We start from the raw sequence: 26,850 nt of genomic DNA, 5'->3' as shown, positions 1-26,850 counted from the left end.
GCGCCGCTCACCGCAGGTGGAAGACGCCCTTGCCGCTGCGGAGCGCGCCCATGCGGGCGGTGGCCACGTACGTGCCGGGCAGGGCGGAGGCCGGGGTCGAGCGGCAGTCGGTGCTCGACCTGCGCCGGTCCCACTCCAGGGAGCGCACGTACGGGATCCCGCGCTGCAGCTCCCTGACCTCGGTGTCCACCCCGCTGACGCAGTCGGCGGTGGACCAGATGCGGTCGGCGCCCGAGGTGATGCGGATCTCCATGGCCCGCGGTCCGACGTCGGCCGTGCACATCACCGGCCCGGTGTTGACCAGCGTGACGATGAAGCTCGGCCGCGACGCGCCGGTGTAGATCGGCTCCTTGCCGCCCTGGAGGCTCAGCACCAGGCTGTCCTGCGGGCACGGCTCCCCCGGCCGCCTGGGCTTGGCGGCCGGGCTCTCCTTGGGCGCGGGGGTGGGCGAGGGGCTGGCCGTCCCCATGGCGAGCGTGCGCAGGCCCGCGAGCAGCGGATCTGTGGCGGGCGTCGCGCTCGGTGAGCTCTGCGCGCTGGACGAGCGTTCCGGCCCGGAGCCCCCGCTGGAGCACGCCCACGCCACCACGGCCACCACGACGAGCACGGCCACCAGCACGCTCATGCGACGCCGCCAGTAGACGTCACCGCCGTCGCCACCCATCGAATCCGGATCCATAGGCACAGCATGGTAATTGATCGGCTACCAACAGTGACGACACGCCGAACGAGCCCGTCTGCGAATACGCTTGACCGCGTGGTTGAGCCGAACCTCCTGCACGCCCCCGTTCTGGAGTGGTACGAGGACAACGCCCGAGACCTCCCCTGGCGCGCCGACGACGCGACCCCGTGGGGAGTGCTGGTCAGCGAGATCATGCTGCAGCAGACCCCGGTCGTCCGCGTCCTGCCGGTGTGGCTGGAGTGGATGGCCCGCTGGCCCACTCCCAAGTCGCTGGCCGCCGAGCCGCCGGGCGAGGCCGTACGGCATTGGGGCCGGCTCGGTTATCCGCGCCGGGCGCTGCGCCTGCACGCCTGCGCCCGCGCCATCGCCGACGAGCACGGCGGCGAGGTGCCCGCCGACCACGCGACGCTGCTGGCCCTGCCGGGCATCGGGGAGTACACCGCCGCCGCGGTCGCCAGCTTCGCGTACGGCGGCCGGCACGCCGTCCTGGACACCAACGTGCGGCGGGTGTTCGCGCGGGCCGTACGGGCCGAGGAGTACCCTCCCACGGCCACCTCTGCGGCCGAGCGGCGGCTGGCCGAGGCGCTGCTGCCCGAGCTCGGCGCGGCCCGCTGGGGCGTGGCCGTGATGGAGCTCGGCGCGCTGATCTGCACGGCCCGCGCGCCGCGCTGCGCCGACTGCCCGATCGCCGACCTGTGCGCGTGGCGGCTGGCGGGCAAACCACCCCACACCGGTCCCGCCCGCAAGGGCCAGACGTACGCCGGCACCGACCGCCAGTGCCGCGGCCGCCTGCTCGCGGTGCTCCGCGCGGCCCACGGCCCGGTGCCGAAGGCGGCCCTCGACGTGGTGTGGGACGACCCGACCCAGCGCGAACGCGCCCTCGACGGCCTGGTCGCCGACGGCCTGGCCGAGGTGCTCGACGACGGCACGTACCGGCTGCCCCACTCCTGAGCCGGCCGGGCCGCCGCTAGGCCATCCACGGGGGCACGGTGCGGTCGGTGCCCTTCGGCGCCAGGTCGCAGGCGTCGGGCGCGGACTCGCCGCCGGGGTTGTAGACCTCGACCCCCGGGGGCGCGACCACGATCGAGACGAACCCGTGCTCGGGGTCGGCGAACATCTGCCGGCTCACGTCGGCCGGCAGGACCATGGTGTCGCCCGCCCCGACCTCGAACCGCTCGCCGCCCAGCTCGACGACCGCGCCGCCGGCCAGCCAGGTCCACACCAGCTCGCGGTCGGCGGCGTGCACCGGGCCCTCCATGCCGGGGTTGGCGTCCACCCGCCACATGACCTGCCCGGCCCGGCCCTGGGTGGGCGAGGCGAGCGTGGTCATCAGGGCGTTGGGCGTACGGACCGCACGCGCGTCGGCGGACATGACGACAGGCATCACACAAGCTCCCTCTTCTCGGCTGGGCACGGCCCCGCGCCGCGCCCGTTCCTGAACGATCACGCGATCCACGGCGGCGTGCCGACGTCGGTGCCGTCGGGCATGAGGGCCCTGGCGCCGCCGGCGGCGGTGACGACGGCCGTGAAGCCGGCGTGCTCGTCGGCCAGCACCCTGCGCAGGACATGAGCGGGCATGACGACGGTGTCGCCCGCGCCCACCGCGAACCGTTCGTCGCCCAGCTCGACGGTGGCACCGCCGGCGAGCCAGCTCCACACCTGCTCGGTGTCGATGTCGTGCTGGGGCCCCGCCACGCCCGGCTTCGCGTCGACCCGCCAGAGCGAGCACGAGGCACCGCCCTGCGTCGGCGAGGCGAAGGTGGTCATGACCCCGCTCGGCGTCTCGGAACGCCGGGAATCCGCGTCACGAATGACAGACACGTTCGAACCCCTTAAGATAGGTAACTACGTTGTCTATATAGTTAACCAGGTTGTCTATCTTGTCAAGCGACACCCCAGGCTTCGAACTGCCTCTGCGACTTCTGCTGGCCTTCCGCACGCTCATCGACGAGCTGCACGCCGAGCTGGCCCGCCAGGGCCACCCGGAACTCCGCCCGAACCACGGGTTCGTCATGCAGGCGATCGGCACACGCGGCACGACCGCCGTCGACCTGGGCCGCACCCTGGGCGTCTCGAAGCAGGCCGCGGGCAAGACGATCGAGACCCTGGAACGCGCCGGCTACGTCGAGCGCACCAGGGACGACTTCGACACCCGGCGCAAGATCGTGCGCCTCACCCCCCTCGGCGTCGACGCACTCGACCGGTCAGCCCGCATCTTCGACGACCTGCGCGCCCGATGGGCCGCGGAGCTGGGCGAGGACCGCCTGCGGGCCCTGGAGTCGGACCTGCGCAGGATGACGCCGGCGAACATGTGGCGGCTGGACACGCCAGGCTGGTTCGCCGGCCTCTGAGGGGATCAGCTGATCAGGCGGCCAGCTGCAGGCCGAGACTGGTCAGGTTCGTACGGGCCCAGGCCAGCTCCTCGGCCAGCAGCGACACCAGCGCGCCCGGCCCCTTCGCGCGCCCCGGCACGAACAGGTTGTGCGTCTCGACCTCGATGTGCGCGCTCCCGCTGACCGCGCCCGACAACATCGCGGTCAGCGTGTCGTGCAGCACCGCGCCGGTGCTCGGCGTCTCGCCCGTGTGGTTGTGCACGTGGCCCAGCTTGACGACGGGCGCACCGGCCTCCGCCAGGCCCTTCAGCGCCGCGCCGGGCTCCTCGGCCCCGCAGGCGAGGTGACAGGCGTCCAGGCACACGCCCAGGTGCTCGGAGTCGATGCCGCCCACCCGCACCAGCGCCTGCTCGGTCGTCTCCAGGACGCACCCCGGCCACGGCTCGAAGCCGACCCTGATGGTCTTCCCGGTCACGCTGTAGATGCCGCGCAGCTCGCGGGCCAGCCGCTCCAGACGGCGCGTGGCGATGGCGTGCAGGTCGGCGGGCCAGTCGCGGCGCCAGCCGATCGGGATCGTCGAGATGCTGCCGAACCGTACGTCGTCGGGCAGCAGGAAGGCCAGGATCTTGGCCAGGGCCATGGTGTAGCGGTAGCGCTCCGGCTTGGCCCAGTCGGGGCCGGGCACCTCCTGGTTGCGCCCACCGGTGCCGTTGAGGCTGACGACCTCCAGGCCGCGCTCCTCCAGGGAGCGGCGCAGCCGTACGAGCTCGATGCGGTCGGCCGTGAGATGGTCGGCGACGCCGGGCGACAACCACAGCCCGATGCCCATCCGTTCCACACCCAGCCTCTTGCGCACCGGCACCGCGTAGCGGGTCAGGTGCGCAATTAGGTTCTCCAGGTCCTCGGCAGGGTGGATACCTGCGTTGTAGGCGAGGTGAACGAGCGTTCCGTCGTTGTGACGCAGGCGCATCGGTTCCTCCACGGCTTGCTTGAGTGTTCCCGTCGCCCGCCTCAGACGCGCGAACCCTGTGTGAGCATGCCTGCTTCCGGGTGGCGCACGCGTCCGCCCTGAGTTGATTGCTTACTACTCCCCAGGGAGCAGCTCCGACTCTAGGAACACGCTCTTGCGGATCACTTGGATGAGACTTGGCGATGCTCTACGCAGTGTAGTACTACTACCGGTGGCGGCGTACCCACCCATCCAACAATTACGCAACAACCCACCTTCAGGCCCCTTGGAGCCAGGGCCGACGCGGACCTCCGCCCTCGAACGCTGGTCAGGATGGCCCACGGAGCCGAGATACGTGCGGCGTGACGGCGGCCGGCCACGTCCGGACTCAGCTCCCGCCCCCCAGGCCCTCAGCCACGTACGGCCCCGCCGCAATGAACCCAATGCCCGAAGCCGGCAATGGCGCCGCAGAGCACCAGCACCTGGAGAAGGGCGGTGCCGGGGAGAGCCAAGTCCAGCACCTGAAGTGCGGAGGATGCCCTCAGGCGGGCGGAGGGATTGGCCGTGGAATGCGAAAACCCCCGCCGGGGCGGGGGTTTTCGGTGGTTGGTCGGTCAGTGCTGGATCGGCGCGGCGATCGCCTCCGCCGAGTCCGGGACCGCCGTGGCGGACTCGCCCTTGAAGAGGAACTTGGCGTTGTCGCCTTCGCCCTCGATCGTCACCTTCACGACCTGCCCCGGACGGAGCTCGCCGTAGAGGATCTTCTCGGACAGGGAGTCCTCCAGCTCGCGCTGGATCGTACGACGCAGCGGCCGGGCGCCCATGACCGGGTCGTAACCGCGGTCGGCGAGCAGCTGCTTGGCCTCCGGCGAGACCTCGAGACCCATGTCGCGGTCCTTCAGCCTGGCGTCGACCTGGGCGAGCATCAGATCGACGATCTTGATGATCTCGTTCGGCGTCAGCTGGTGGAAGACCACGATGTCGTCGACACGGTTGAGGAACTCGGGCCGGAAGTGCTGCTTGAGCTCCTCCTGGACCTTCGCCTTCATCCGCTCGTAGTTGGACTCGGTGTCGTTGGACTTCGCGAACCCGACCCCGATGCCCTTGGAGATGTCACGGGTGCCGAGGTTGGTGGTCATGATGATGACCGTGTTCTTGAAGTCGACCACGCGGCCCTGGGCGTCGGTCAGGCGACCGTCCTCCAGGATCTGCAGCAGCGAGTTGAAGATGTCGGGGTGGGCCTTCTCGATCTCGTCGAACAGGACCACGGAGAACGGCTTGCGCCGCACCTTCTCGGTGAGCTGGCCGCCCTCCTCGTAGCCGACGTAGCCGGGAGGCGAGCCGAACAGCCTGGAGACGGTGTGCTTCTCCATGAACTCCGACATGTCCAGACTGATCAGAGCGTCTTCGTCGCCGAAGAGGAACTCCGCCAGAGCCTTGGACAGCTCGGTCTTACCGACACCGGACGGGCCCGCGAAGATGAACGAGCCGCCGGGACGGCGCGGGTCCTTCAGACCGGCGCGGGTACGCCGGATGGACCGCGACAGACCCTTGATGGCGTCGTCCTGGCCGATGATCCGCTTGTGGAGCTCGTCCTCCATGCGGAGCAGGCGCTGGGACTCCTCCTCGGTCAGCTTGAAGACCGGGATGCCGGTGGCGGTCGCCAGGACCTCGGCGATGAGCTCCTGGGTGACCTCGGCCACGACGTCCATGTCGCCGGCCTTCCACTCCTTCTCCCGCCGCTCGCGCTTGAGCTGCAGCTGCTTCTCCTGGTCGCGGAGCGCAGCGGCCTTCTCGAAGTCCTGCGCGTCGATCGCGGACTCCTTGTCGCGACGGACGTTGGCGATCTTCTCGTCGTACTCGCGCAGGTCCGGCGGAGCGGTCATCCGACGGATGCGCATCCGGGAACCGGCCTCGTCGATGAGGTCGATCGCCTTGTCGGGCAGGTAGCGGTCGCTGATGTAGCGGTCGGCCAGCTGCGCGGCGGCCACCAGGGCGTCGTCGGTGATGGAGACGCGGTGGTGGGCCTCGTAGCGGTCGCGCAGACCCTTGAGGATCTCGATCGTGTGGCTGAGAGAGGGCTCGGCCACCTGGATCGGCTGGAAGCGGCGCTCCAGCGCGGCGTCCTTCTCAAGGTACTTGCGGTACTCGTCGAGGGTGGTGGCGCCGATCGTCTGCAGCTCGCCACGGGCCAGCATCGGCTTGAGGATGCTGGCGGCGTCGATCGCGCCCTCGGCGGCGCCCGCGCCCACGAGCGTGTGCAGCTCGTCGATGAACAGGATGATGTCGCCGCGCGTGCGGATCTCCTTGAGCACCTTCTTCAGGCGCTCTTCGAAGTCACCGCGGTAGCGGGAGCCGGCGACCAGGGCGCCGAGGTCAAGCGTGTAGAGCTGCTTGTCCTTCAGCGTCTCGGGCACCTCGCCCCTGACGATCTTCTGCGACAGGCCCTCGACGACGGCGGTCTTGCCGACGCCGGGCTCGCCGATCAGAACCGGGTTGTTCTTGGTCCTCCGGGAGAGGACCTGCATGACCCGCTCGATCTCCTTCTCACGGCCGATGACCGGGTCGAGCTTGCCCTCGCGGGCCGCCTGGGTCAGGTTGCGGCCGAACTGGTCGAGCACCAGGGACGTGGACGGCGCCGACTCCTGGGGACCGCCCGCGGCGGCCGGCTCCTTGCCCTGGTAACCGTGGAGCAACTGGATGACCTGCTGCCGGACACGGTTGAGATCAGCTCCAAGCTTGACCAGCACCTGGGCGGCCACACCCTCACCCTCGCGGATGAGCCCGAGCAGGATGTGCTCGGTGCCGATGTAGTTGTGACCCAGCTGCAAAGCCTCACGGAGCGACAGCTCGAGGACCTTCTTGGCCCGCGGGGTGAACGGAATGTGCCCCGACGGAGCCGACTGGCCCTGGCCGATGATCTCCTCGACCTGCTGGCGCACACCCTCAAGGCTGATGCCGAGGCTCTCCAGAGCCTTGGCGGCTACGCCCTCACCTTCATGGATCAAACCAAGAAGAATGTGCTCAGTGCCGATGTAGTTGTGGTTGAGCATCCTGGCCTCTTCTTGGGCCAAGACGACAACACGCCTCGCTCGGTCGGTGAACCTCTCGAACATCTCGTCGCTCCTCACAGAGCGGTCAGTCAGGCCGGTAAATCCGGTCCCGTCATCCCGCATGCTAGCCCTGGCTCGGCGAACCGTGCCCACTGCCGCTGACACGCTCTATAGCAGAGACGTTCCCCGAGAGCAGGGCGTTCACCCTCTATCCAACTACTGTTCGGGGGTGACGTGTTCCCGATACGCCGCAAGCGAACGATGTTTAGGCGCTTCCCGGAAGCGCCTGGAATTCGACGCCCGCGGCCCAGGGCGGACCAACACGGATCGGCCGTCGGACGCCGGGGCGAAGCCGGCCTTGGGGTGCCTGCCGGCCACGCATCTCCGATGCCCGCGCCCGTATCTGTTACGTAATCATCGTATGTGCTGCTCCAAACCGCGGCCAAGCGCGGACGCTACGCCCTGAGCACAACTCGGCACGCAACGCACGTCGCGCCTATTCCCCATCGGGTCAGCCGGGTTACCGATCGCCGGTGCGCACGAGGGTCCCGCGAGGGGACAATGTGCGGCACACGGGAGAGGCCGCCGGTTTTCCATCGCGCCCCACCAGCCGCACGCCCGCGTTTTGCCGGTCATCCGCGGCCCTGCCCGCCGAGTAGCCCCGAGGGAAGCCCGAACAAGCCGCAACAAGCCCGGAGAACCCCGCGCAAGACCGTAAGAAGGGTGAAGTGGCCGGTGCCGGGAAGAGGGCTTGCGACGGCGCTTCGGGAAGGGCCGTCTGCCCGATTGTGTGGCGGAGCGTCACCGCTTTGCGCGTACGCCGCAGGCTCGGGAAGGGGAACAGTGCGGCGGGTGACGGCATTGGCCCGTTCCGGCCGGAGGTGACGACGAAGACGGGAGCGAGCCCGGCGGCCCGGGAATGACACGGACGCCGGCCGCAAAGCCCGGCACGTTCCACTCCCCCGCGGTGCCTTGTACGGCGGCACAGGTGAGCAATACGCCCACATTTGGGCGAATTAGAAGATCAACAAGTGGTCGGGGGATTCACGAACTCCCCACAAAAACGATCATGCGCTTATGGCGCTCGCCGGGGTCCTAGGCGAACGGCATAAGCGCATGGTCAGGAGATGGCTCTCTCGACGAGGCTCAGTGAGCCGCTTCGTACTTCTCCACGACGGTGGAGGCGATCCTGCCGCGCTCGCTGACCGGCAGACCGTGAGCCTTGGCCCACTGCCGGATCTCCGAGCTCTTCTCGCGGCTCATCGCACGGTTGCCGCCGCGACCACGGCGACGGGCGGACACGGCTCCTGCCCTGCGGGCGTGCTGCACGAAAGGCGTGAGTGCGTCCCTCAGCTTCTTGGCGTTAACGTCGCTGAGGTCAATCTCATAGGAGGAGCCGTCAATAGCGAAGCTGACCGTCTCATTGGCCTCGCCCCCATCGAGGTCATCGATGAGAATCTCCTGGATCTGCTTGGCCATCTACGCAATCCTTTCCCGGAGCATTGTTTCATTCGCTCGCCCAAACATATACCCGGAAAGGCGCGGAGACAATTCAGCGCTACGGGGATTCGGCTGACTGGCAGATCAGTTCTGGTTCTCGGCCTGATCCTGGTGGTTTGCCCGTCGCCCGGCGGCCTCCGATCGCAGCAACTTCACCGCACCAAAGATGAAGGCACCGCCGACCACGACCGGGGGGATGAGCGCTGACAATACGTCTGTTACGGCTTCCATTCGTCCTCGCCTCCAGGGCTAGCAGGGTTTCGGGGGCGCTAAATACGCATCCCGGCGCGACCTGCGGGACCTGCGGGAGCACGCCGGACGCTCATGACGCCTAGGTGACAACTCACCCGGAACCGACCATAGCCACACACAGTCGCCCTCAGGGAGCAGGGGCACCGACATCCGGCAACCCGGACGTCCCATAGCCTAATGCCAGTCTCTCCAGGCTCCTTACCGGATCAAGGGAAAATTTTGCGAAAAGGCATCTTCCCAGGTGCGGATGCCTCAACGAAGATCTTTTACCACCCGTGTTCCGGCCAGCCTGTCATGCGGCCCGCGCTCCAACGGCTTGTCGATCAGGATGAGCAGCCCGACGCCGAACAGCAGCATTCCGGCCAGCAGATTGACCACCGGAATGCCCATCAGCATGACAGGCCCGGGATAGACCAGGGATCGTTTCAGCAGGGCGCCACGTGGAAGGTCGTCCGGCGCCAGGCGAATCTTCATGATCGCCTGGCCGAAGGTCCGTCGGCGCAGGCAATGGGCCCGCCAGTCATAGGCCGCATAACACAGACCGGCCAGGAACCAGGCCAAGAGCCCGGGGAGCCGCCCGCCGAACGCCTCCGCCATCCCGACAGTCCGGAAGGCGCCCCACAGCGCGATGAACAGAATGTAATAGAAGACCCCGAAGACCAGCGCCTCAATGAAGCGGGCGGCGAGGCGTTCCCACCATTCCGCGGGCACGAGGCCCGGCCACGACGGTGTCCCGGCCATATCCCACCTCACGGGGTCGGCGGTCGTACCCCCCATTTTGGTACGCCCCGCACACACAAAACAGAGGCCGGCGGGAAGCCGGCCCCTGTTTTACGCTGCTGACGCGGGATTACTTGATCTTCACGACCACCGTGCCCGCGAACTTGTCCGCGAACGTCTGCTGCAGCGGCTTGTCCCACAGCTGCGAGGCGCCGTTGACCGCGACGCACGCCCAGGCGAGCAGCGGGCCGAGGAACGGGATCACGCTCAGGATGTAGCCGCCCCAGGTGACGCCGGCGCGCTTGATCGCCAGGTCGGAGCCGAGCCCGCCCGGAGGCAGGGCCTGCCCCACCGGGACGACCTTGATCCCCATGACCATCTTGCCGACCGTCTGGCCGTTCATCTTCGTCAGGAAGAACTCGTAGCAGACCCAGACGGCGGTCGTGACGATCGCCGACAGGATGCCGATGACGAAGCCCGACAGGATGCCGGAGGTCGAGCCGGTCGCCGAGTCGTAACCGATCGCGAACAGGCCCAGGATGAGGCTGACCACGAAGTTCACGACGCCGAGGATGACGCCGTCGATGATCCTCGCGACCAGACGCTGCCACCACTCCGCCAGGGGGGCCGGAGCGCCCGGAGGCTGCACGCCGACGGGCTGACCGAAGGGCTGGCCGTAGCCGGGCTGGCCGTAGGGCTGCGACTGCTGCTGCTGGCCGTAGGCCTGGCCGTACTGCTGCTGATCGCCGTACTGCTGCTGGGCGTAACCCTGTTGCTGGTCGCCGTACTGCTGCTGGGCGTAGCCGCCCTGCTGGCCGTACTGGGCGTCCTGGCCGTAGCCCTGCTGCTGGCCGTAGTCGGGCTGCGACTGCTGGCCGTAGCCCTGCTGGCCGTACTGGGCCTCCTGGCCGTAACCCTGCTGGGCCTGCTGGCCGTAGCCGGGCTGGGCGTACTGCTGGCCCGAGGACTGCGGCTGCTGGCCGTAACCCTGCTGGCCCGACGCGGCCTGCTGGCCGTACTGGGCGTCCTGGCCGTAGCCCTGCTGCTGGCCGTAGTCGGGTTGCGACTGCGGCTGCTGGCCGTACTGCGGCTGCTGGCCGTAACCCTGCTGGCCCGACGCGGCCTGCTGGCCGTACTGGGCCTCCTGGCCGTAGCCGGGCTGGGTGTACTGCTGGCCCGAGGACTGCGGCTGCTGGCCGTAGCCCTGCTGACCCGAGGCGGCCTGCTGGCCGTAACCCTGCTGACCGTAGTCGGGCTGCGCCTGCTGGCCGTAGCCCTGCTGACCGTAGCCCTGCTGGCCGGAGGACTGCGGCTGCTGGCCGTAACCCTGCTGGCCCGACGCGGCCTGCTGGCCGTACTGGGCCTCCTGGCCGTAGCCGGGCTGCGTGTACTGCTGGTCCGAGGACTGCGGCTGCTGGCCGTAGCCCTGCTGCTGGCCGTAGCCCTGCTGACCCGAGGCGGCCTGCTGGCCGTACTGGGGCTGCTGGCCGTAGCCCTGCTGCTGGCCGTACGGCTGCTGTTGCTGGCCGTACTGCTGTTGCTGGCCATAGCCCTGTTGCTGCTGCTGACCGTATGGGGGCTGGCCGAAGGCGTCGTCCGCCCGGTAGCCGACCACAGTCACGTCCGGGTCGGGCTCACCGGGCCGACGGCCGTGGTGCTGCCCGTACTCGGGGTTCTCGCCGGAATCGTCCTGTGGGTACGGCGGCTGTCCGGTGCTCACCGTGTCACCTCGCTTCGAGTGCGCATGTGGCACGTGTCAGGACACATGCCTGTGCTGCCCAACGTATCGACATAGGTATCAACAATCACCTTTCCAAGTGGTCAAGGTCCGCGTCACCCGATGTCAGATGCAGCAGCATGCGGGTGTTGCCAAGGGTGTTCGGTTTGACGTGTTCCAGATCAAGGAACTCCGCCACACCCTCGTCGTACGAGGCCAGCAACTCGGCGTAGACCTCGGGTGAGACCGGTGTGCCCTGGATGGGGCGGAAACCGTGCCTCGCGAAGAAGTCGACCTCAAAAGTCAGACAGAATACACGCCGCAGCCCCAGATCCTTCGCCTGCCGGACGAGTGCCGAGACGATCCGCCGCCCGACCCCCAACCCCCGGCACGCGGGATCGACGGCCACCGTACGGACCTCGGCGAGGTCCTCCCAGAGCACGTGGAGCGCGCCGCAGCCGACGACCTCCCCGCTCTGCTCGGCCACCCAGAACTCCTGGACGTCCTCGTACAGCGTGACCGTGGCCTTCTCCAGGAGCCGCGGCCCCGCGCCCGCGTAGGTGTCCACGAGACGCCTGATCGCACGCACGTCGGGCGTGCGCGCACGCCTGACCACGACCGCGGTCTCGGGGACTGCCACTTCGGCCACCTGCTCCATGGCTCTCCAGGGTACAGATCTCATTACGGCTCGGCCCTAAATCCCACGTCTCGGGCATCTCATCACATCCCGTGGTCAGGTGAACACGGGCCGACTTGGAGCTTTCCTCCAGACCTCAGCACCCCGAATGCTGGACAAAAGGTGCAGAAGCCAGCTTCCGTACGGCTACCCACGAGATCACCTTGTGACCCTTCAGTTGTGAAACCTCTACAGACTCGGCAGTTCCGGTTGAGCGTGAACCCGGAGTGCATTAGTGTCCAGCGACGATGTTCTCCGCGTAATGCGCGCGGAAAGACACGCCCAATTCCCGCAAGGGAAGCCGGGGAACCAACGGTGGCGAGCACCTCGCGCCACCACTTGGGGTGAATCCGACCATCTCGGTAGGGCTGCTCCGGCCCGAACCCGTCAGCTAACCCGGCCGGCGTCGATGAGAGGAGCTCGGTTGGTGAAGCGGACGCTCGACCGCTCGGGGAAGTCGGGGGGCAGGCACGCCCGCCCCCAGGAGCAGGCCAGGCGCACACGCCGCCTCGGCGTCATCGGCGTCACCATCGCCGCGATGCTGTTCGCCGTCCCCGTCGGTTCCGCCGCCGCCGACCCGAAGCCGTCGCTCTCCGAGCTCGCCGACCAGGTGGAGAAGCTGCACGAAGAGATCGAGACGCTCGCCGAGCAGTACAACGAGCAGCGCGACCGGCTGAAGGCCGCGCAGAAGGCCAACGACTCCGCCCAGAAGATCCTGGCCACCAGCGAGTCCGACCTGGCCGCCAGGCGCGCCAGGGCCTCGCTGCTCGCCCAGAACGCCTACATCACCGGCGGCCTGGACAAGGCCCTGGCCTTCGCCCAGTCCGGCGACCCCGAGACCTTCCTCGACCGGGCCGCGACCACGTACGCGCTCGAACAGCAGCAGGGCGAGGAGGTCAACCAGCTCGCCAAGGCCATGGAGGCCGCCGAGCGGGCCAGGGCCGGCGCCAAGACCCGCATCGCCGAGGTCCAGCAGATCGTCACCGATCTGGAGGGCAAGCGCTCGAAGATCACCAAGCTGGTCACCAAGGTCGAGAGCAACCTCTACCGGCGGGCCGTCGGCGAGGCGGGCCGTCCCGGCACCCGCGCCGTACGCGTCAACCTGCCGGTCATCGGCGACGGCAAGGCCGCCCAGGCCGCCAAGTGGGCCCTCACCCAGCAGCTCAAGCCGTACGTGTGGGGCGCGGAGGGGCCGCGCTCCTACGACTGCTCCGGCCTGGTGATGGCCGCCTACCAGCGCGTGGGCATCTCGCTCCCCCACTACACCGGCAACCAGTGGACGGCCGGCACCCACATCAGCCGCGACCAGCTGCGCCCCGGCGACCTGGTGTTCTTCTACAGCGACCTGCACCACGTCGGCATCTACATCGGCGGCGGCATGATGGTCCACGCCCCGCAGACGGGTGACGTCGTGCGGGTCGCCTCGATAGACAGGCGGCCGTTCGCCGGCGGCGTGCGCATCGCGGACTGACCGGCGCGCCTCTTCGCCGAGCGCCGCTAGATGAGCTGGCGGCGCGCCGCCCACGCCACGGCCTCGATCGCCGTGGCCACGCCGATGCGGTCGCAGATGCCCCTCAGCCTGCGCCGTACGGTCCGTCCGCTGATATCCAGCCGCCTGCCGACCCGATCGACGGTCACCCCCCTGGCCAGCTCGGCCAGTAACGCCAAATCCGCGTGGCTCAGCTCAACGCCTTCTGTGAGCACATCCACCGGGAGCCCTCCCCCCAACAGCAGAACTCGGACCTTTCAGGCGAAGCAAAGCCGCTCGTCTCGGTGAAGGTAAACGCATCGCGGAAAGGTCGTCAAGCGCGACAATCGGCGCCCTTGACCAGTGCTATTGACATGATCGCTTATATGTGACGTACTCCGCATATGTTGGCACGCCGTGGTCCGCTATGAACGGTCCAAACGATCAATTCGGCGGCCCGGTTCCGCCCCCGATGAGCGCCACCGACCTGCTGGGTTTTGATCCCTCGGATCCGCAATTTGTGCGCGATCCGTACGTCCGATATCGCGAGCTGCGAGCCGCCGGGCCGATCTTCGCAACGCGCGGCGGGCTGCTCGTCGTGACCACGTACGAGTTGTGCGCGGCCGTGCTGCGCGACCCCGCGTTCGGTCACGGAACGTCCGCGCCCGCGCAGGAAGAGCCAGGTCAGCCCGGCAGGTCGTTCCTGCTCATGGACCCGCCCGATCACACCCGGTTGCGTGCTCTGGTCAGCCGCGCGTTCACGCCGCGCATGGTGGCCCGGCTCAGGCCGCGGATCGAGGTGATCACCGCCGACCTGATCGGGCGGCTGCCGGAGGAGGCGGAGCTGATTTCCGGTTTCGCCCACCCGCTGCCGGTGATGGTGATCAGCGAGATGCTCGGGGTGCCGCCGGAGGACCACGACCGCTTCCGCGGATGGAGCGAGGCCCTTGCCCGCGGACTTGACCCGATGCTGACAGACGCCCTCATGTCGGAAACGGAGCGTTCCAGGAACGAGTTCCGCGACTACTTCCGCCGCCTGATCGCGCAGCGGCGCGAGCGTCCCGGCGAGGACCTCCTGAGCTCCCTCGCACACGTCGAGGAGCTCACCGAGGCCGAGTTGCTGGCGACCTGCGTGCTGCTGCTCGTGGCCGGCCACGAGACCACCGTCAACCTCATCGCAAACGGCGTGCTGAACCTGCTGCGGCACGGCCTGCTGCACCTCGCCGCCGAACGGCCGAGGGAGGTGGTCGAGGAGGTGCTGCGCTTCGATCCGCCGGTCCAGCTCACCTCCAGGATCGCGCTGGAGGACCGGGAACTGGGCGGGACGCCGGTGCCCGCCGGCTCGGCCGTGCTCGTGCCGATCGGCGCGGCCAATCGCGACCCGGCCGCGTTCACCGATCCCGACCGGTTCGACCCCGGCCGCGAGCCCGGCCGGCATCTCGCCTTCGGGCTCGGCCTGCACTTCTGCCTGGGGGCGACGCTGGCCAGGATGGAGGGCGAGATCGCGCTGTCGGCGCTGGCCGCGGCGGCGCCGAAGATGGAGTCCGCCGATCCGGAGCCGCCGTACAAGGAGAACGTGGTGCTGCGCGGGCTGGCCCGGCTGCCGGTGCGGCTCAGGCGGTAGCGTCGTAGCGCTCCCTGGCGGCCTCGACGTCCTCGATGTGCTCCTCGGCCCACGCCTTGATGGCGGTGACCAGCGGCATCAGGCTCTGGCCCAGCGGGGTGAGCGCGTAGTCGACGCGCACCGGCACCTGCGGCGTGACCCGGCGCGCCACCAGGCCGTCGCGCTCCAGGCCGCGCAGGGTCTGGGTGAGCATCTTCTGGCTGACCCCCGCGATGTGCCTGGCCAGGTCGCTGTAGCGGCGCTCGCCGGAGGCCAGCGCGCTGAGCACCAGCGTGACCCATTTGTCACTGAGCCGGTCGAGCAGCTTGCGGGAAGGACATTCGGCGAAGTAGGCGTCGAAGGCGAGCCTCGCCTGGTCACGCCGCTGCGCCGCCGTCGTGGTCGTCACCGTCTCGCTCCTCGCTGTGTGTTACGCACTTCCAGGTGCCTACTTACCGAAAGAGAGTAACTCTTCCTAGGGTCGCGGGCATGACGAACATGCGTGCACTCATCGGCGGCTCCGGCGCTCCCCGGCTGGTGTCCGCGCCGCTGCCGACGGCGGGGCCCGGCCAGGTGCGGGTCAAGGTGGCCGCGGCCGGGGTCAACCCCTTCGACCTGGCCGTGGCGTCCGGGGCGCTGGCCTCGTACGGGCTGGCCAGGAAGCTGGACTCGTACGGGATCGGCTTCGACGCCGCGGGGACCGTGGACCAGGTGGGCCCGGGGACCTCCTTCACCGTGGGAGAGGAGGTCGTGGGGCTCTGCGCGCGGCTGGAGCTGCCGTACAAGGCGCAGGCCGAGTACGTCGTGCTGGACGCCCCGGCGGTGGCCCGCGCCCCGCGCGACGTGAGCCCCGTCCACGCGGCCACGCTGCCGCTGAACGGGCTCACCGCCTGGCAGGCGCTCGACCGGACCGGCGTCGGGCCGGGCGGCACGCTGCTGGTCACGGGGGCGGCGGGGGCCGTCGGGGGCTACCTGGTGGAGCTGGCCGCCGTGCGCGGCGTCAGGGTGGTGGCCGCCGCCGGCGCCGCGGACGAGGAGCTGGTACGCGGCTTCGGGGCGGAATGGTTCGTCCCCCGCGAGGAGGACCTGGCCGAGGCCGTACGGGCGCGGGTGCCCGGCGGTGTGGACGCCGTCGTGGACGCGGCCGTGCTGGGCCTGCCCGCGCTCGACGCCGTACGGGACGGCGGGGCGTTCGTGGCGCTCTCGTCGGGGGTCGCGCCGGTGGCGCTGCGCGGGACGGACGTGGCCACCGTCCTGTTCCGCTCGGACGCCCGGCAGCTCGCGGAGCTGGTGCGCCTGGTCGAGGCCGGACGGCTGACGTTGCGGGTGGCCGGAACCTATCCGCTGGACAAGGCCGCCGACGCGCACGCCCGCCTGGCGGAGGGCGGCCTGCGCGGACGGCTCGTGCTGGTGCCCTGACCGCCCGGACCGGCGCCCCGCAGCTGCGCGGGGCACCGGACGGCGGCTCAGTGGGTGGGCTTGACCAGCGGGAACAGGATGGTCTCGCGGATGTTCTTGCCGGTGAAGGCCATGATCATCCGGTCGATGCCGGCGCCCATGCCACCCGTGGGCGGCATCGCGTACTCAAGGGCCTGCAGGAAGTCCTCGTCGAGCTGCATCGCCTCGAGGTCGCCGCCCGCGGCCAGCAACGACTGCTCCACCAGCCGGTGGCGCTGGTCGATCGGGTCGTTGAGCTCGGAGTAGCCGGTGCCGAGCTCGGTGCCGAACCCGATCAGGTCCCACTTCTCGGTCAGCAGCGGGTTGTCGCGGTGGAGGCGGGCCAGCGGCGAGGTCTCCAGCGGATAGTCCATGACGAACGTCGGCTGCACGAGCGTGTGCTCGACCAGCGCCTCGAAGAGCTCCTGGACGAGCTTGCCCGACCCCCACTTGACGTCCCAGTGGACCTCGCGGCGGTCGGCGATCTTCCGCAGCTCCTCAAGGGTGGTCTCGGTGGTGATCTCCTCGCCCACGGCGTCGGACACCAGGTCGTAGAGCCGGATCCGCGGCCACTTCTCCAGGCCGAGGTCGATCTCGACGCCGTCGTGCACGACGACGGTGGTGTCCAGAGCGGCCACGACGGCCTTCTGGTACATGCGCTGCGTCAGGTCGGCGATGTCGTTGTAGTCGAGATAGGTGCCGTAGGCCTCGAGCATGGTGAACTCGGGGTTGTGCGTGGAGTCGGCGCCCTCGTTGCGGAAGTTGCGGTTGATCTCGAAGACCTTCTCGACGCCGCCGACCACCAGCCGCTTGAGGTAGAGCTCGATCGCGATGCGGAGGTAGAGCTCCATGTCGTAGGCGTTGATGTGGGTCTTGAACGGCCGGGCCGTCGCGCCGCCGTGGATGGGCTGCAACATCGGGGTCTCGACCTCGAGGTAGCCCTCCTCGTGCCAGAAGTCGCGCACCGCGCGCACGGTCGCGCTGCGCACCCGCGCCATCTTCCTGGCCTCGTCGTTGACGATGAGGTCGACGTAGCGCTGGCGCACCCGCGCCTCGGGGTCGGTGAGGCCGACGTGCTTCTCCGGCAGCGGGCGCAGGCACTTGGCGGTGATCTGCCAGCTGTCGGCCAGGATCGACAGCTCGCCGCGGCGCGAGGTGATGACCTCACCGGTCACGCCGACGTGGTCGCCCAGGTCGACGTCGCGCTTCCAGGCCGCCAGCGACTCCTCGCCGACCTTGTCGAGCGAGATCATGACCTGCAGGTCGGCGCCGCCGTCGCGGAGTGTGGCGAAGCAGAGCTTCCCGCCCACGCGGTTGAGCATGACGCGGCCCGCGACCCCGACCGTCTCACCGGTGGCGGTGTCGGGCTCCAGGCCCTGGTGTTTCTCCCTGACCTCGGCGTTGGTCGCCGTGCGTGGGAAGCTCACCGGGTAAGGGTCGACGCCCTCGCTGCGGAGGCGGTCGAGCTTTTCCCTCCGGATGCGCATCTGCTCTGGAAGTTCCTCGCTCACAACAACAAAGCGTAGGGGATACGGCGAACTGCAAGCGCTCGTGACGGTTCCCTGCAGGGGCGCTGCAAGGACCCTTTTGTACCAATGACTCACGAGCTCCGGGGGGAGCCGGCAAGGAGCCGGCCCGAGGGGAGCTCCGGGAGAGATCATGATGAAGAAGATCGCGACGGGCATCCTCGCCATCGCCGCCACCAGCGCCGTGGCCCTGTCGCTTCCTTCGGCCGCCAGCGCCACCACCGCCGACTTCGACGACTACTCCGACTACTGGGGCCCGGTGTACGCCAAGCACCACCTGGCCAAGGCCCAGGGTCACGTCAGCGTCGAGTGGGACGAGGAGGACTCCAACGAGGTCCACGTCACCGGCCGGCTGTACGACCTGGACAACCGCGACTACGACGAGGGCGGGAAGTGCGCGTACGTGAAGTTCCAGGCCGAGGACTCCGACGGCGACTGGTCCACGGTCTACGCCAAGAAGTACTGCGGCTTCCCCGGCTACAAGAAGTTCCACTTCGAGGAGAACGACGTCTTCACCCTGCGGGCCAAGGTCTGCCAGGTTCCCGAGCAGGGCATCTTCGCCACCAAGTGCGGCCCCTGGAGCGAGCTCTACAGCGCCGAGAACGAGTGACCCTCTCCGGCGAAACCACGACCGACAGGCGGCCCCCTTCCCGAGTGGGGGCCGCTTGTCACGTTCTAAGCGGTATTGCGGTGATAAATCAGGCGCAAGCCGATGAGGGTCAGCCACGGCTCGTGCACGTCGATCGAGCGCGACTCGCCGACCACCAGCGCCGCGTGGCCGCCGGTCGCCACGACGGTCACCTCGTCGGGGTCGTCGGCCAGCTCGGCGGCCATGCGCTCGACGATGCCGTCGACCTGGCCGGCGAAGCCGTAGATGATGCCGGCCTGCAGCGCCTCGACCGTGTTCTTGGCGATCACCGAGCGCGGCCTGACCAGCTCGACCTTGTGCAACTGGGCGCCGGCGGCGGCCAGGGCGTCGACCGAGATCTCGATGCCGGGAGCGGTGACCGCCCCGACGTACTCACCCTTGGCCGACACCGCGTCGAACGAGGTGGCGGTGCCGAAGTCGACGATGATGCACGGGCCGCCGTACTGGTCGATGGCGGCCAGGGCGTTCACGATGCGGTCGCTGCCCACCTCTTTGGGGTTGTCCATGCGCACCGGCACGCCCGTGCGCACGCCGGGCTCCACGATCACGGCGGTGACGTCGCCGTAGTAGCGGCGGCACATCTCCCGCATCTCGTTGAGCACGCTCGGCACGGTCGAGCAGATGGCGATGCCGCTGATGTCGGCGCCCTTGAGCAGGGGTGACTGGGCCAGCAGCCCCTGGAGCACGACGGCGATCTCGTCGGCGGTGCGGCGGGCGTCGGTGGCCAGCCTCCAGTGCTCGATGACGTCCTCGCCCTCGAACAGCCCCAGCACCGTGTGCGTGTTGCCGACGTCGATCGTGAGCAGCATCAATTACTCCCGCAAATCCAGTGCGATGTCCAGGGCCGGCGCCGAGTGGGTGAGCGCTCCCGCCGCAAGGTAGTCAACGCCAGTTTCAGCCACATCACGAGCCGATTCCAAGGTCAATCCCCCACTCGCTTCAAGCGCAACCCTGTTTTTCGCCCGACTTTTCACGATTTGTACGGCATGTACGGTGTCCTCGACCGTGAAGTTGTCCAGCAGGATCTCCTCGGCGCCCTCGTCCAGCAGGGGCTCCAGCTGGTCGAGCCGGTCGATCTCCACCTCGATCGGCAACTCGGGATAGCGCTCCCGCACCGCGCGGTACGCCTCGGCCACGCCGCCGGCCGCCACCACGTGGTTGTCCTTGATCAGGGCCGCGTCCGACAGCGACATGCGGTGGTTGACGCCGCCGCCGCAGCGCACGGCGTACTTCTCCAGGGACCGCAGACCCGGCAGGGTCTTGCGGCTGTCGCGCACCCGCGCCCGCGTGCCCTCGATCGCGGCCACCCATTTGGCGGTCAGCGTGGCCACCCCGGACAGGTGCGTGAGCAGGTTGAGCGCGGTGCGCTCGGCGGTCAGCACGGCCCGCGTCGGGCCCTCGACCGTCATCAGCACGTCGCCGGCCGCCACCCGCTCGCCGTCCTTGGCCCGCCGCTCGGTGCGGCCGGCCCCCAGCCGGAGGAAGACCGCCTCGGCCACGGCCAGCCCGGCCACCACGCCGTCCTTGCGGGCCACCACGTCGGCGGCCGAACGCTGCTCGGCCGGGATCGTGGCCAGGCTGGTCACGTCGCCCGCCTCCTGCAGGTCCTCTTCCAGCGCGCGGTCTATCAGCGCGTCGACCTCGGCCGGGTCGAGCCCGGCGGCGGCCAGCTCCTGCGCCAGACGCGGCGGCATCGCCTCGCCGTGCGGGGTGTACGTCATGCGAAGGCCCTCCTCGGTCAGGGTCACGTCCAGGTGGCCCAGCCACTCATTGTCGTCCCGGCTCTCGTGGTCCTCGCGCCAGTGGGAGCCGCGCGTCTCCAGCCTGGCCGCCGCCACGCCGGTCAGGACGGCGGCGACGGTGAGCAGGTTGCTCGCCTCCCACGACTCGGTGCAGGCGGGCACCTCGACCGGCGTCCAGAGCGCGTCGCGCAGCGCCTTCGACGTGGCCTGCAGCGACGCGCGGCTGCGCAGCACCCCGGCGCCGGCGCTCATGTGCGCCTGGAGCCTGGCCCGGACCCTGGGGTCCACCAGGCCCGTCGCGGCCCGCCCCGGAACCGGCTCGCCCGGCTCGGGACGCGTCCGGTGGATGTCCTCGGCGATGCGCTCGGCGAAGACCAGGCCCTCAAGGAGCGAGTTGGAGGCCAGCCTGTTGGCGCCGTGGACGCCGGTGCAGGCCACCTCGCCGCAGGCGTAGAGACCCTCGATCGAGGTACGGCCGGACAGGTCGGCACGGACGCCGCCGCTGGCGTAGTGGGCGGCCGGGGAGACGGGGATCGGCTCGGTGGCCGGGTCGATGCCGTGCTCGCGGCAGACGGCGTAAATGGTGGGGAAGCGGCTCTCCCACATGTCCCTGCCGAAGTGGCGGCCGTCGAGGAAGACGTGGTCGCGGCCGGTCTCGCGCATGGTCGTGGTGATCGCCTTGGCCACGACGTCGCGCGGGGCCAGGTCGGCCAGCTCGTGCACGCCCTGCATGAACCGGTTGCCCTCGTGGTCGACGAGGAAGGCGCCCTCGCCCCTGACCGCCTCGGAGATCAGCGGCTGCTGGCCGGTCGAGCCCTCCCCCAGCCACAACACGGTCGGGTGGAACTGCACGAATTCGAGGTCGCGCACGACCGCCCCCGCCCTGAGCGCGAGCGCCACGCCGTCGCCGGTGGACACGACCGGGTTGGTGGTCGCGGCGTACACCTGGCCCATGCCGCCGGTGGCCAGCACCACCGCCCGCGCCAGGACCGCGCCGACGCCGTCACGCGCGCCCTCGCCCATGACGTGCAGGGTCACCCCCCTGGCCCGGCCGCGGGCGTCCTTGAGCAGGTCGAGCACGAGCGCGTGCTCGATCACCTCGATCGACCCGGCGCGGACCGCCTCGACCAGCGCCCGCTGCACCTCGGCACCCGTGGCGTCGCCGCCGGCGTGCACGATCCGGTGGCGCCGGTGGCCACCTTCCCTGGTGAGCTGGAGCTCGCCGTCGGGGGTGCGGTCGAACCGGGCGCCGCGCTCGATGAGCCGCCGCAGCGCGCCCGGCCCCTCGGTCACCAGGGTCCGTACGGCCTTGGTGTCGCACAGCCCGACCCCGGCGAGCAACGTGTCGCTCAGGTGCTCGCCGGGGGTGTCGCGCGGGTCGAGCACGGCGGCGATGCCTCCCTGGGCCCACTTGGTGGACCCGGCGGACAACACGTCCTTGGTGACGACCAGGACCTTGGCCGCGGGATCCAGCTCGGCGTGGCGCAGCGCCACGGTCAGCCCCGCGACGCCGGAGCCGACGACGACCACGTCCGCCTCGACGGTCCAGCCGGGTTCGGGGGCCGTCAGACGCGGGGGAATCGCCGGTGCACTCATGGGGGTCTCCTCACTGAGGCGATTTCGTCACTATGACGATAACGCCTGCCGCAGCGTGGACATGCCCCGGGGGCACCGTACGGATCAGGGACGAAGGCTCAGGACGACGTTGTCGATCAGCCGGGTGCCGCCCACCCGGGCCGCCACGGCGAGCACGGCCGAGCCCTCGTAGGAGTCGTCGACCTCCTTGAACGTGGCCGGATCGACCAGCGCCAGGTAGTCGAGGTCGAGATCGGCGCCGGCCTCGGCGAGCACCGCGCGGGCGGTGGACCGGATCGCGCCGGCGGTGAGCTCGGCCGCGCCCGCCCGCAGGGCGCGGGACAGGGCCAGCGCGACCGTGCGGTCGTCGGCCGACAGGTAGCGGTTGCGGCTGGACAGGGCCAGGCCGTCGGGCTCGCGCACGGTGGGCGCCCCGACGATCTCGATGGACAGGTCGAGGTCGGCCACCATGCGGCGGATGACGGCGAGCTGCTGGGCGTCCTTCTGGCCGAAGATCGCCACGTCGGGGCGCACCAGGTTGAACAGCTTGAGCACCACCGTCAGCACGCCGTCGAAGTGGCCCGGTCTGGAGGCGCCCTCGACGATCGTGCCCATGTCGCCCGCGCAGACGCTCACCTGGCGGTCGGGGCGGTACATGTCCTCGGGCGAGGGCGCGAACACGACGTGGACGTCCTCCTCCCGGCACACGTCGAGGTCGGCGTCGAACGTCCGGGGATAGCGGGAAAAATCCTCGTTAGGACCGAATTGCAGCGGGTTGACGAAGATGCTGACCACGACCTGGTCGGCGCGCACGCGGGCGGCCCTGATCAGCGACCGGTGGCCCTCGTGCAGCGCGCCCATGGTCGGGACCAGCGCCACCCGGCCCGTGCCACGGGCCTTCGCCAGGTCGTCCCGGTTGCCGGCCACGATCAGATCCATTGCTGCCCTCCACACCCGACGGTCAGGTCCATATATTGCCCCCAAGCGCGTCGAGCAGCCGCTCCGCCTCCTCCGGTTTGAGCAGCCCCGCGGCCAGCGCCCGGTCGGCGGTGAGCCGGGCCAGCGCGATGTAGGCGTCGGCGGCCTCCGGAGCGGCCAGGATCAGCGCGTCGACGTGTTTGCGCACCGTGCCGGCGTCGCCGCGGACGACCGGCCCGGTCAGCCCGGCGATGCCCAGCCGCAGCACGTTGTCGAGGGCCGCGCCGAGCAGCGGGCCCAGCATCCGGCCCGGGTGCTCGACGCCGATGCGCCCGAGCAGCTCCTCGGACTCGGCGATGAGCGTGACCATGTGGTTGGCGGCGTTGGCCAGGGCCGCGTGGTAGAGCGCGCGGTCGCTCTCGGCGATCCAGACCGGCTCGCCGCCCATCTCGATCACCAGCGCCTCGGCGACCGGCCGCAGCATGTCGGGCGCGGTGACGCCGAACGAGATGCCGGTGATCTTGTTGAGGTCGTCGTCGCGGCCGGTGAAGGTCATGACCGGGTGGAGCGCGAGCGGCAGGGCGCCCACCCCGGCGGCGGGATCGAGCACCGACAGGCCGTACGCGCCGCTGGTGTGGACGAGCAGCTTGCCCTGGAGGTCGGCGCCCGTACGGGCCAGGCCGGCCACCAGGTCGGGCAGCGCGTCGTCGGGGACGGTCAGCAGGATGAGCTGGGCGGCGGCCACCACCTCGTCGGGCCGCGTCAGCTCCACCCCGAGCCGGTCGGCGGCCCACCGCCGCGATCTGTCGGAGACCCCGCTCGCGGCCACGATCCGGTGGCCCGCCTGCGCCAGCGCGGCGCCGAGCGCCGAGCCGACCTTGCCCGCGCCGAGCACGCCGACGGTCAGCCGTGCCGGGCGATCACCTGCGTCCATGACGTCTCACCCCTGTCGACCGTGATGGCACTGCCGACCAGCGTAACCGGCGGGCGGCGCCGCGCATGTCGCGGGCCGACGAACGAGATCCGGCATGTCCGCCGCTTTACCGCCCGTTGAGTTAATGACAAATGCGACAGGGGCATACGAATCGTGCACCCCCTGTCGAAAGAGATGAGGAGAGGGGTCCACGCACGACGACGAGCGCCGGGTCCTGACAACCCGACGCCCGCCTGGATGCGACCTCTTGGAGGTGCACTGACCGGTCATCCGCCGACTGACCGGCCGGGATCAGAGCCCGGACCGCGCGCGAGCGGTCCGGGCTCTCCCTGCCTCAGCGGCTGTAGACCGCGGTGTTGGGGCTCCCCTGGCAGCCGTTGATCGGCACGGCCTGGATGCCGATGTTGTTGCCGCAGACGGGCACGACGGCGGTGATGGGGAGGTGGATCGGGCTGCCGCTCAGGATGCCGTTGTTGCCGTGGGTGACGTCGTCGGCGTACGCGGGGGCCGCCAGCGCCAGCAGGGCAATGGCACCTGCCATGACCAGAGTCTTCTTCACGGGGGGCTCCTCTCAGTATGCGGCCGTGGCGGCCGCAATGCTTTGGTGGAGCGATCCGGCTCGCCGCTTACCGCGGATGGGCGAAACGCAGTCGCTCGGTGACAGTACGTAAACGTTAGCGCAATGTAGCGACCAAGTGTAGTCAATCAATGACTTAGCGTGTTGATGGCTGGAGTCATGAGATAGTCAGCGTCATGTGGCTCACCTGGCGCGCCGCGACCGAGCGCGCGCTCTACGGCGAGGAGGGTTTCTACCTCCGCGAACGCCCCTCGGGCCACTTCCGCACCTCGGTCGGGGCCTCGTCCGTGTTCGCCGAGGCGGTCCTGGCCCTGCTGGCGGAGGTCGACTCCGACCTCGGCCGCCCCGAGTGGCTCGACCTGGTCGACATCGGCTCCGGTGAGGGCATGCTGGTCCGCCGCGTCCTCGACATGGCCGAGCCCGCTCTGCGCGACCGGCTCCGGGTCACGTGCGTCGACCTGTCACCCAGGCCCCCGGGGCTGCCCGACGAGGTCGAGTGGCGCCGCTGCCTGCCGTCCAGCATCGCCGGCCTGGCCGTCGCCAACGAGTGGCTCGACAACATCCCGCTCGACGTGGCCGAGCAGACCTCCGGCGGCCCGCGTCTGGTCATGGTCAACACCCGGACCGGGGAGGAGCGTCTCGGCGGCCCGCTGCGGCCCGCCGACCGCGAATGGCTCGACCGCTGGTGGCCGCTGCCGCACGTGGGCACCCGCGCCGAGATCGGCCGTCCCCGTGACGACGCCTGGGCCTCCGTTCTGGTACGCCTCGCCCGCGGCCGGGCGATAGCCGTGGATTATGCACACCCTGTGGATAACCGACCGCTCTGTGGCACGCTGACCGGTTACCGCGACGGCGCGGTCGTCGCCCCCGTCCCCGACGGGACCTGCGACATCACCGCCCACGTCGCCCTCGACGCATGCGCCGAGGCCGGGCGGCGGGCCGGCGCGATATCCACAACCTTGTCCACACAGCGTGACATGTTGCGGGCGCTGGGCCTCACCGGCGCCCGGCCGCCGGTCGACCTCGCCCGCACCGATCCGCGCGCCTACGTGCGCGCGTTGTCGAGGGCGTCGGAGGAGGCCGAGCTGATCGATCCGGCCGGGCTCGGCGGGTTCGGCTGGCTCAGCCAGAGCCGGTGACGTCGAGGTCGAGCGAGCGCAGGCCGCGGATGACGAAGCCCGGCTTGTAGACCGGCTCCGCCCGCAGCTCCATCGTCCCGACCCGGTCCAGCAGCGCGGTGAACGACTCCGTCAGCTCGATCCTGGCCAGCGGCGCGCCCAGGCAGAAGTGGATGCCGGCGCCGAAGGAGATGTGCGGGTTGTCCGGACGGCCCAGGTCGAGCCGGTCCGGGTCCTCGAACACCTCGGGGTCCCTGTTGGCCGAGCCGAACAGGCAGGCGACCTCCGAGCCGCGCGGGATCCGCACGCCGTGCACATCGATGTCCTCCAGCACCCAGCGCTCGAAGAGCTGCAGCGGGGTGTCGTAGCGCAGCAGCTCCTCGATGGCGGTCGGCAGCAGCGAACGGTCGGCGCGCAGCCGGGCCAGCTCGCCGGGGTTCTTCAGCAGGGCCCGCCAGCCGTTGCCGGTGACGTTGACCGTGGCCTCGTGGCCCGCGTTGAGCAGCAGCACGCAGGTGCCGGCCAGCTCGTCGAGGGTCAGCTCGGGGATCGCGGCCAGGGCGCTGACCAGGTCCTCGCCGGGGTTCGCGAGCCGGTCGCGGGCCAGGTCCTTGAGGTAGGACTCGAACTCCTCGGCCGCGCGCACCGCCTGGTGCTGGGTCTCCAGGCTGGGGTTGAGCTCGTACATGCCGCACATGTCGGCCGACCACGGGCGCAGCAGGTGGCGGTCCTGCTCGGGGACGCCGAGCATCTCGGCGATGACCGTGACCGGCAGCGGCTCGGCGACCTCGGCGATCAGGTCGCCGCCGCCCTTCTCGACGTAGGCGTCGATCAGGCTCTCGGCGATGGCCCGGACGCGCGGGCGCAGCGACTCGACCATGCGCGGCGTGAACGCCTTGGACACCAGCCGGCGCAGCCTCGTGTGGTCCGGCGGCTCGACCTCCAGCATGCCGTTCCTGCTGACCCGCCAGAAGGGCTCCTGGAACTCCGGCTGGGGCTGCCGGCCGAACTCCTCGTGCGTGGCGACGTGGGTGTAGTCGCGGCCCAGCCGCCGGTCCCGGAGCAGCGCGTTCACGTCCGCGTGCCGGGAGATCAGCCACTGGTTGGACGGCTCGAAGTAGCGGACGGGCGCCTCGCGCCTCAGCTCGTCGTACGCCGGATAGGGGTCGACGACGAAATCCGGATTCCAGGGATCAAAGCGCACTATTTCATCTTATGAGACGGGTTGACCTGCCGAGCTTGCGAATCATGCCCGGGTGTCGGTTATAGTGCCGTCGTAGGTCATGAGTGCCAGCGACAAGCCCCGGCTAGCTGGCCGGCAACCCTCGCGTCCGCGGCGGGGTGCCCCGGGTGAAGACCTGGTCCGTCACGAGGTGTGGCGGGCAAGCGCGGGCTCCATGGCTGCTTCCAGGGGTCCGACC

The 26,850-nt window shown here is 69.9% G+C and carries 25 protein-coding genes and 2 riboswitches; of the genes, 7 read left to right on the top strand and 18 right to left on the bottom strand.

Annotation, left to right across the window (positions count from 1 at the left end):
• Positions 1–7: 7 nt before the first annotated feature.
• Positions 8–679, bottom strand: a complete 672-nt coding sequence (locus tag ABZ444_RS29655) for a hypothetical protein (protein ID WP_358003686.1) — start codon at positions 677–679, stop codon at positions 8–10.
• A gap of 78 nt (positions 680–757) precedes the next feature.
• Here ABZ444_RS29655 and ABZ444_RS29650 point away from each other — a divergent pair, with 78 nt between their 5' ends.
• Positions 758–1,633, top strand: coding sequence for an A/G-specific adenine glycosylase (locus ABZ444_RS29650; RefSeq protein WP_358003683.1), 876 nt, complete (start codon positions 758–760; stop codon positions 1,631–1,633).
• Positions 1,634–1,649: 16 nt separating this feature from the next.
• On the opposite strand, the gene ABZ444_RS29645 is transcribed toward ABZ444_RS29650, so the two are convergent.
• Positions 1,650–2,066, bottom strand: coding sequence for a cupin (locus tag ABZ444_RS29645; RefSeq protein ID WP_358003680.1), 417 nt, complete (start codon positions 2,064–2,066; stop codon positions 1,650–1,652).
• A gap of 59 nt (positions 2,067–2,125) precedes the next feature.
• A complete protein-coding gene (locus tag ABZ444_RS29640; protein WP_358003677.1) occupies positions 2,126–2,503 on the bottom strand; it encodes a cupin in 378 nt (125 codons plus the stop codon).
• 59 nt (positions 2,504–2,562) lie between these two features.
• Between ABZ444_RS29640 and ABZ444_RS29635 the strand changes: the two genes are divergently transcribed.
• Positions 2,563–3,033 (top strand): MarR family winged helix-turn-helix transcriptional regulator, encoded by a 471-nt coding sequence (locus ABZ444_RS29635; RefSeq protein WP_358003674.1) that lies wholly within the window; start codon positions 2,563–2,565, stop codon positions 3,031–3,033.
• A gap of 13 nt (positions 3,034–3,046) precedes the next feature.
• Here the strand turns inward: ABZ444_RS29635 and ABZ444_RS29630 are convergent, their stop codons facing one another.
• From ABZ444_RS29630 to ABZ444_RS29605, 6 genes are all read right to left on the bottom strand, one after another.
• Entirely contained in the window at positions 3,047–3,985 is a 939-nt protein-coding gene (locus ABZ444_RS29630; RefSeq protein WP_352358596.1) for a TIM barrel protein, read from the bottom strand.
• A 593-nt stretch (positions 3,986–4,578) separates the two neighbouring features.
• Positions 4,579–7,080 (bottom strand): ATP-dependent Clp protease ATP-binding subunit, encoded by a 2,502-nt coding sequence (locus ABZ444_RS29625; RefSeq protein ID WP_358003670.1) that lies wholly within the window; start codon positions 7,078–7,080, stop codon positions 4,579–4,581.
• Positions 7,081–8,163: 1,083 nt separating this feature from the next.
• Complete coding sequence (locus tag ABZ444_RS29620) at positions 8,164–8,496, bottom strand: Lsr2 family protein (protein ID WP_125641669.1); 333 nt, start codon at positions 8,494–8,496, stop codon at positions 8,164–8,166.
• A 525-nt stretch (positions 8,497–9,021) separates the two neighbouring features.
• Positions 9,022–9,510, bottom strand: coding sequence for an RDD family protein (locus ABZ444_RS29615; RefSeq protein WP_358003667.1), 489 nt, complete (start codon positions 9,508–9,510; stop codon positions 9,022–9,024).
• 109 nt (positions 9,511–9,619) lie between these two features.
• The gene (locus ABZ444_RS29610) at positions 9,620–11,209 is read right to left on the bottom strand and encodes an RDD family protein (RefSeq protein WP_358003664.1); all 1,590 of its coding nucleotides are present in this window, start codon (positions 11,207–11,209) and stop codon (positions 9,620–9,622) included.
• Positions 11,210–11,294: 85 nt separating this feature from the next.
• A complete protein-coding gene (locus ABZ444_RS29605; protein WP_358003662.1) occupies positions 11,295–11,864 on the bottom strand; it encodes an amino-acid N-acetyltransferase in 570 nt (189 codons plus the stop codon).
• A 287-nt stretch (positions 11,865–12,151) separates the two neighbouring features.
• Positions 12,152–12,303, top strand: a riboswitch (cyclic di-AMP (ydaO/yuaA leader).
• Between the two features lie 6 nt (positions 12,304–12,309).
• Here ABZ444_RS29605 and ABZ444_RS29600 point away from each other — a divergent pair.
• Positions 12,310–13,353: an NlpC/P60 family protein gene (locus ABZ444_RS29600; protein ID WP_358003659.1), complete on the top strand. Its 1,044-nt coding sequence runs from the start codon at positions 12,310–12,312 to the stop codon at positions 13,351–13,353.
• 26 nt (positions 13,354–13,379) lie between these two features.
• Here the strand turns inward: ABZ444_RS29600 and ABZ444_RS29595 are convergent, their stop codons facing one another.
• On the bottom strand, positions 13,380–13,592 hold the full coding sequence (locus ABZ444_RS29595) for a LuxR C-terminal-related transcriptional regulator (RefSeq protein ID WP_132597751.1): 213 nt from the start codon (positions 13,590–13,592) through the stop codon (positions 13,380–13,382).
• Between the two features lie 230 nt (positions 13,593–13,822).
• Here ABZ444_RS29595 and ABZ444_RS29590 point away from each other — a divergent pair, with 230 nt between their 5' ends.
• A complete protein-coding gene (locus ABZ444_RS29590; protein ID WP_358003656.1) occupies positions 13,823–14,974 on the top strand; it encodes a cytochrome P450 in 1,152 nt (383 codons plus the stop codon).
• Here ABZ444_RS29590 and ABZ444_RS29585 read toward each other — a convergent pair.
• Positions 14,964–15,362 carry a helix-turn-helix domain-containing protein gene (locus ABZ444_RS29585; protein ID WP_358003653.1) on the bottom strand — a complete coding sequence of 133 codons (399 nt, stop codon included), beginning with the start codon at positions 15,360–15,362 and terminating at the stop codon, positions 14,964–14,966. The two genes, ABZ444_RS29590 and ABZ444_RS29585, sit on opposite strands and share 11 nt — an antisense overlap.
• A gap of 80 nt (positions 15,363–15,442) precedes the next feature.
• On the opposite strand from ABZ444_RS29585, the gene ABZ444_RS29580 reads away from it, so the two are divergent.
• Positions 15,443–16,372 carry an NADP-dependent oxidoreductase gene (locus ABZ444_RS29580; protein WP_358003650.1) on the top strand — a complete coding sequence of 310 codons (930 nt, stop codon included), beginning with the start codon at positions 15,443–15,445 and terminating at the stop codon, positions 16,370–16,372.
• Positions 16,373–16,419: 47 nt separating this feature from the next.
• On the opposite strand, the gene lysX is transcribed toward ABZ444_RS29580, so the two are convergent.
• Positions 16,420–17,901: a bifunctional lysylphosphatidylglycerol synthetase/lysine--tRNA ligase LysX gene (gene lysX, locus ABZ444_RS29575; RefSeq protein ID WP_358003647.1), complete on the bottom strand. Its 1,482-nt coding sequence runs from the start codon at positions 17,899–17,901 to the stop codon at positions 16,420–16,422.
• A gap of 148 nt (positions 17,902–18,049) precedes the next feature.
• Here lysX and ABZ444_RS29570 point away from each other — a divergent pair, with 148 nt between their 5' ends.
• Positions 18,050–18,526 (top strand): hypothetical protein, encoded by a 477-nt coding sequence (locus tag ABZ444_RS29570; protein WP_358003644.1) that lies wholly within the window; start codon positions 18,050–18,052, stop codon positions 18,524–18,526.
• A gap of 65 nt (positions 18,527–18,591) precedes the next feature.
• Here the strand turns inward: ABZ444_RS29570 and ABZ444_RS29565 are convergent, their stop codons facing one another.
• The 5 genes from ABZ444_RS29565 to ABZ444_RS29545 form a co-directional block, all read right to left on the bottom strand.
• On the bottom strand, positions 18,592–19,374 hold the full coding sequence (locus ABZ444_RS29565) for a type III pantothenate kinase (protein ID WP_352318636.1): 783 nt from the start codon (positions 19,372–19,374) through the stop codon (positions 18,592–18,594).
• 3 nt (positions 19,375–19,377) lie between these two features.
• A complete protein-coding gene (locus tag ABZ444_RS29560; RefSeq protein WP_358003641.1) occupies positions 19,378–21,903 on the bottom strand; it encodes an L-aspartate oxidase in 2,526 nt (841 codons plus the stop codon).
• Between the two features lie 84 nt (positions 21,904–21,987).
• On the bottom strand, positions 21,988–22,821 hold the full coding sequence (panC, locus tag ABZ444_RS29555) for a pantoate--beta-alanine ligase (RefSeq protein ID WP_358003639.1): 834 nt from the start codon (positions 22,819–22,821) through the stop codon (positions 21,988–21,990).
• 22 nt (positions 22,822–22,843) lie between these two features.
• On the bottom strand, positions 22,844–23,734 hold the full coding sequence (locus ABZ444_RS29550; protein ID WP_358003636.1) for a DUF2520 domain-containing protein: 891 nt from the start codon (positions 23,732–23,734) through the stop codon (positions 22,844–22,846).
• Positions 23,735–24,068: 334 nt separating this feature from the next.
• Positions 24,069–24,293: a chaplin family protein gene (locus ABZ444_RS29545; protein ID WP_352358570.1), complete on the bottom strand. Its 225-nt coding sequence runs from the start codon at positions 24,291–24,293 to the stop codon at positions 24,069–24,071.
• Between the two features lie 194 nt (positions 24,294–24,487).
• On the opposite strand from ABZ444_RS29545, the gene ABZ444_RS29540 reads away from it, so the two are divergent.
• Positions 24,488–25,450 (top strand): SAM-dependent methyltransferase, encoded by a 963-nt coding sequence (locus ABZ444_RS29540; protein ID WP_358003632.1) that lies wholly within the window; start codon positions 24,488–24,490, stop codon positions 25,448–25,450.
• Here ABZ444_RS29540 and ABZ444_RS29535 read toward each other — a convergent pair.
• Positions 25,434–26,633 (bottom strand): cytochrome P450, encoded by a 1,200-nt coding sequence (locus ABZ444_RS29535; RefSeq protein ID WP_358003629.1) that lies wholly within the window; start codon positions 26,631–26,633, stop codon positions 25,434–25,436. The genes ABZ444_RS29540 and ABZ444_RS29535 overlap by 17 nt on opposite strands.
• 75 nt (positions 26,634–26,708) lie before the next feature.
• Positions 26,709–26,824: riboswitch (SAM riboswitch) on the top strand.
• Positions 26,825–26,850 lie beyond the last annotated feature (26 nt).

Origin of the sequence: Nonomuraea sp. NPDC005730 (assembly GCF_040630865.1) — a bacterium.
In the GTDB taxonomy this organism is placed as follows: Bacteria; Actinomycetota; Actinomycetes; order Streptosporangiales; family Streptosporangiaceae; genus Nonomuraea.
The sequence above is the reverse complement of the archived record's forward strand: the minus strand, read 5'-3'. Positions and strand labels throughout refer to the sequence as shown.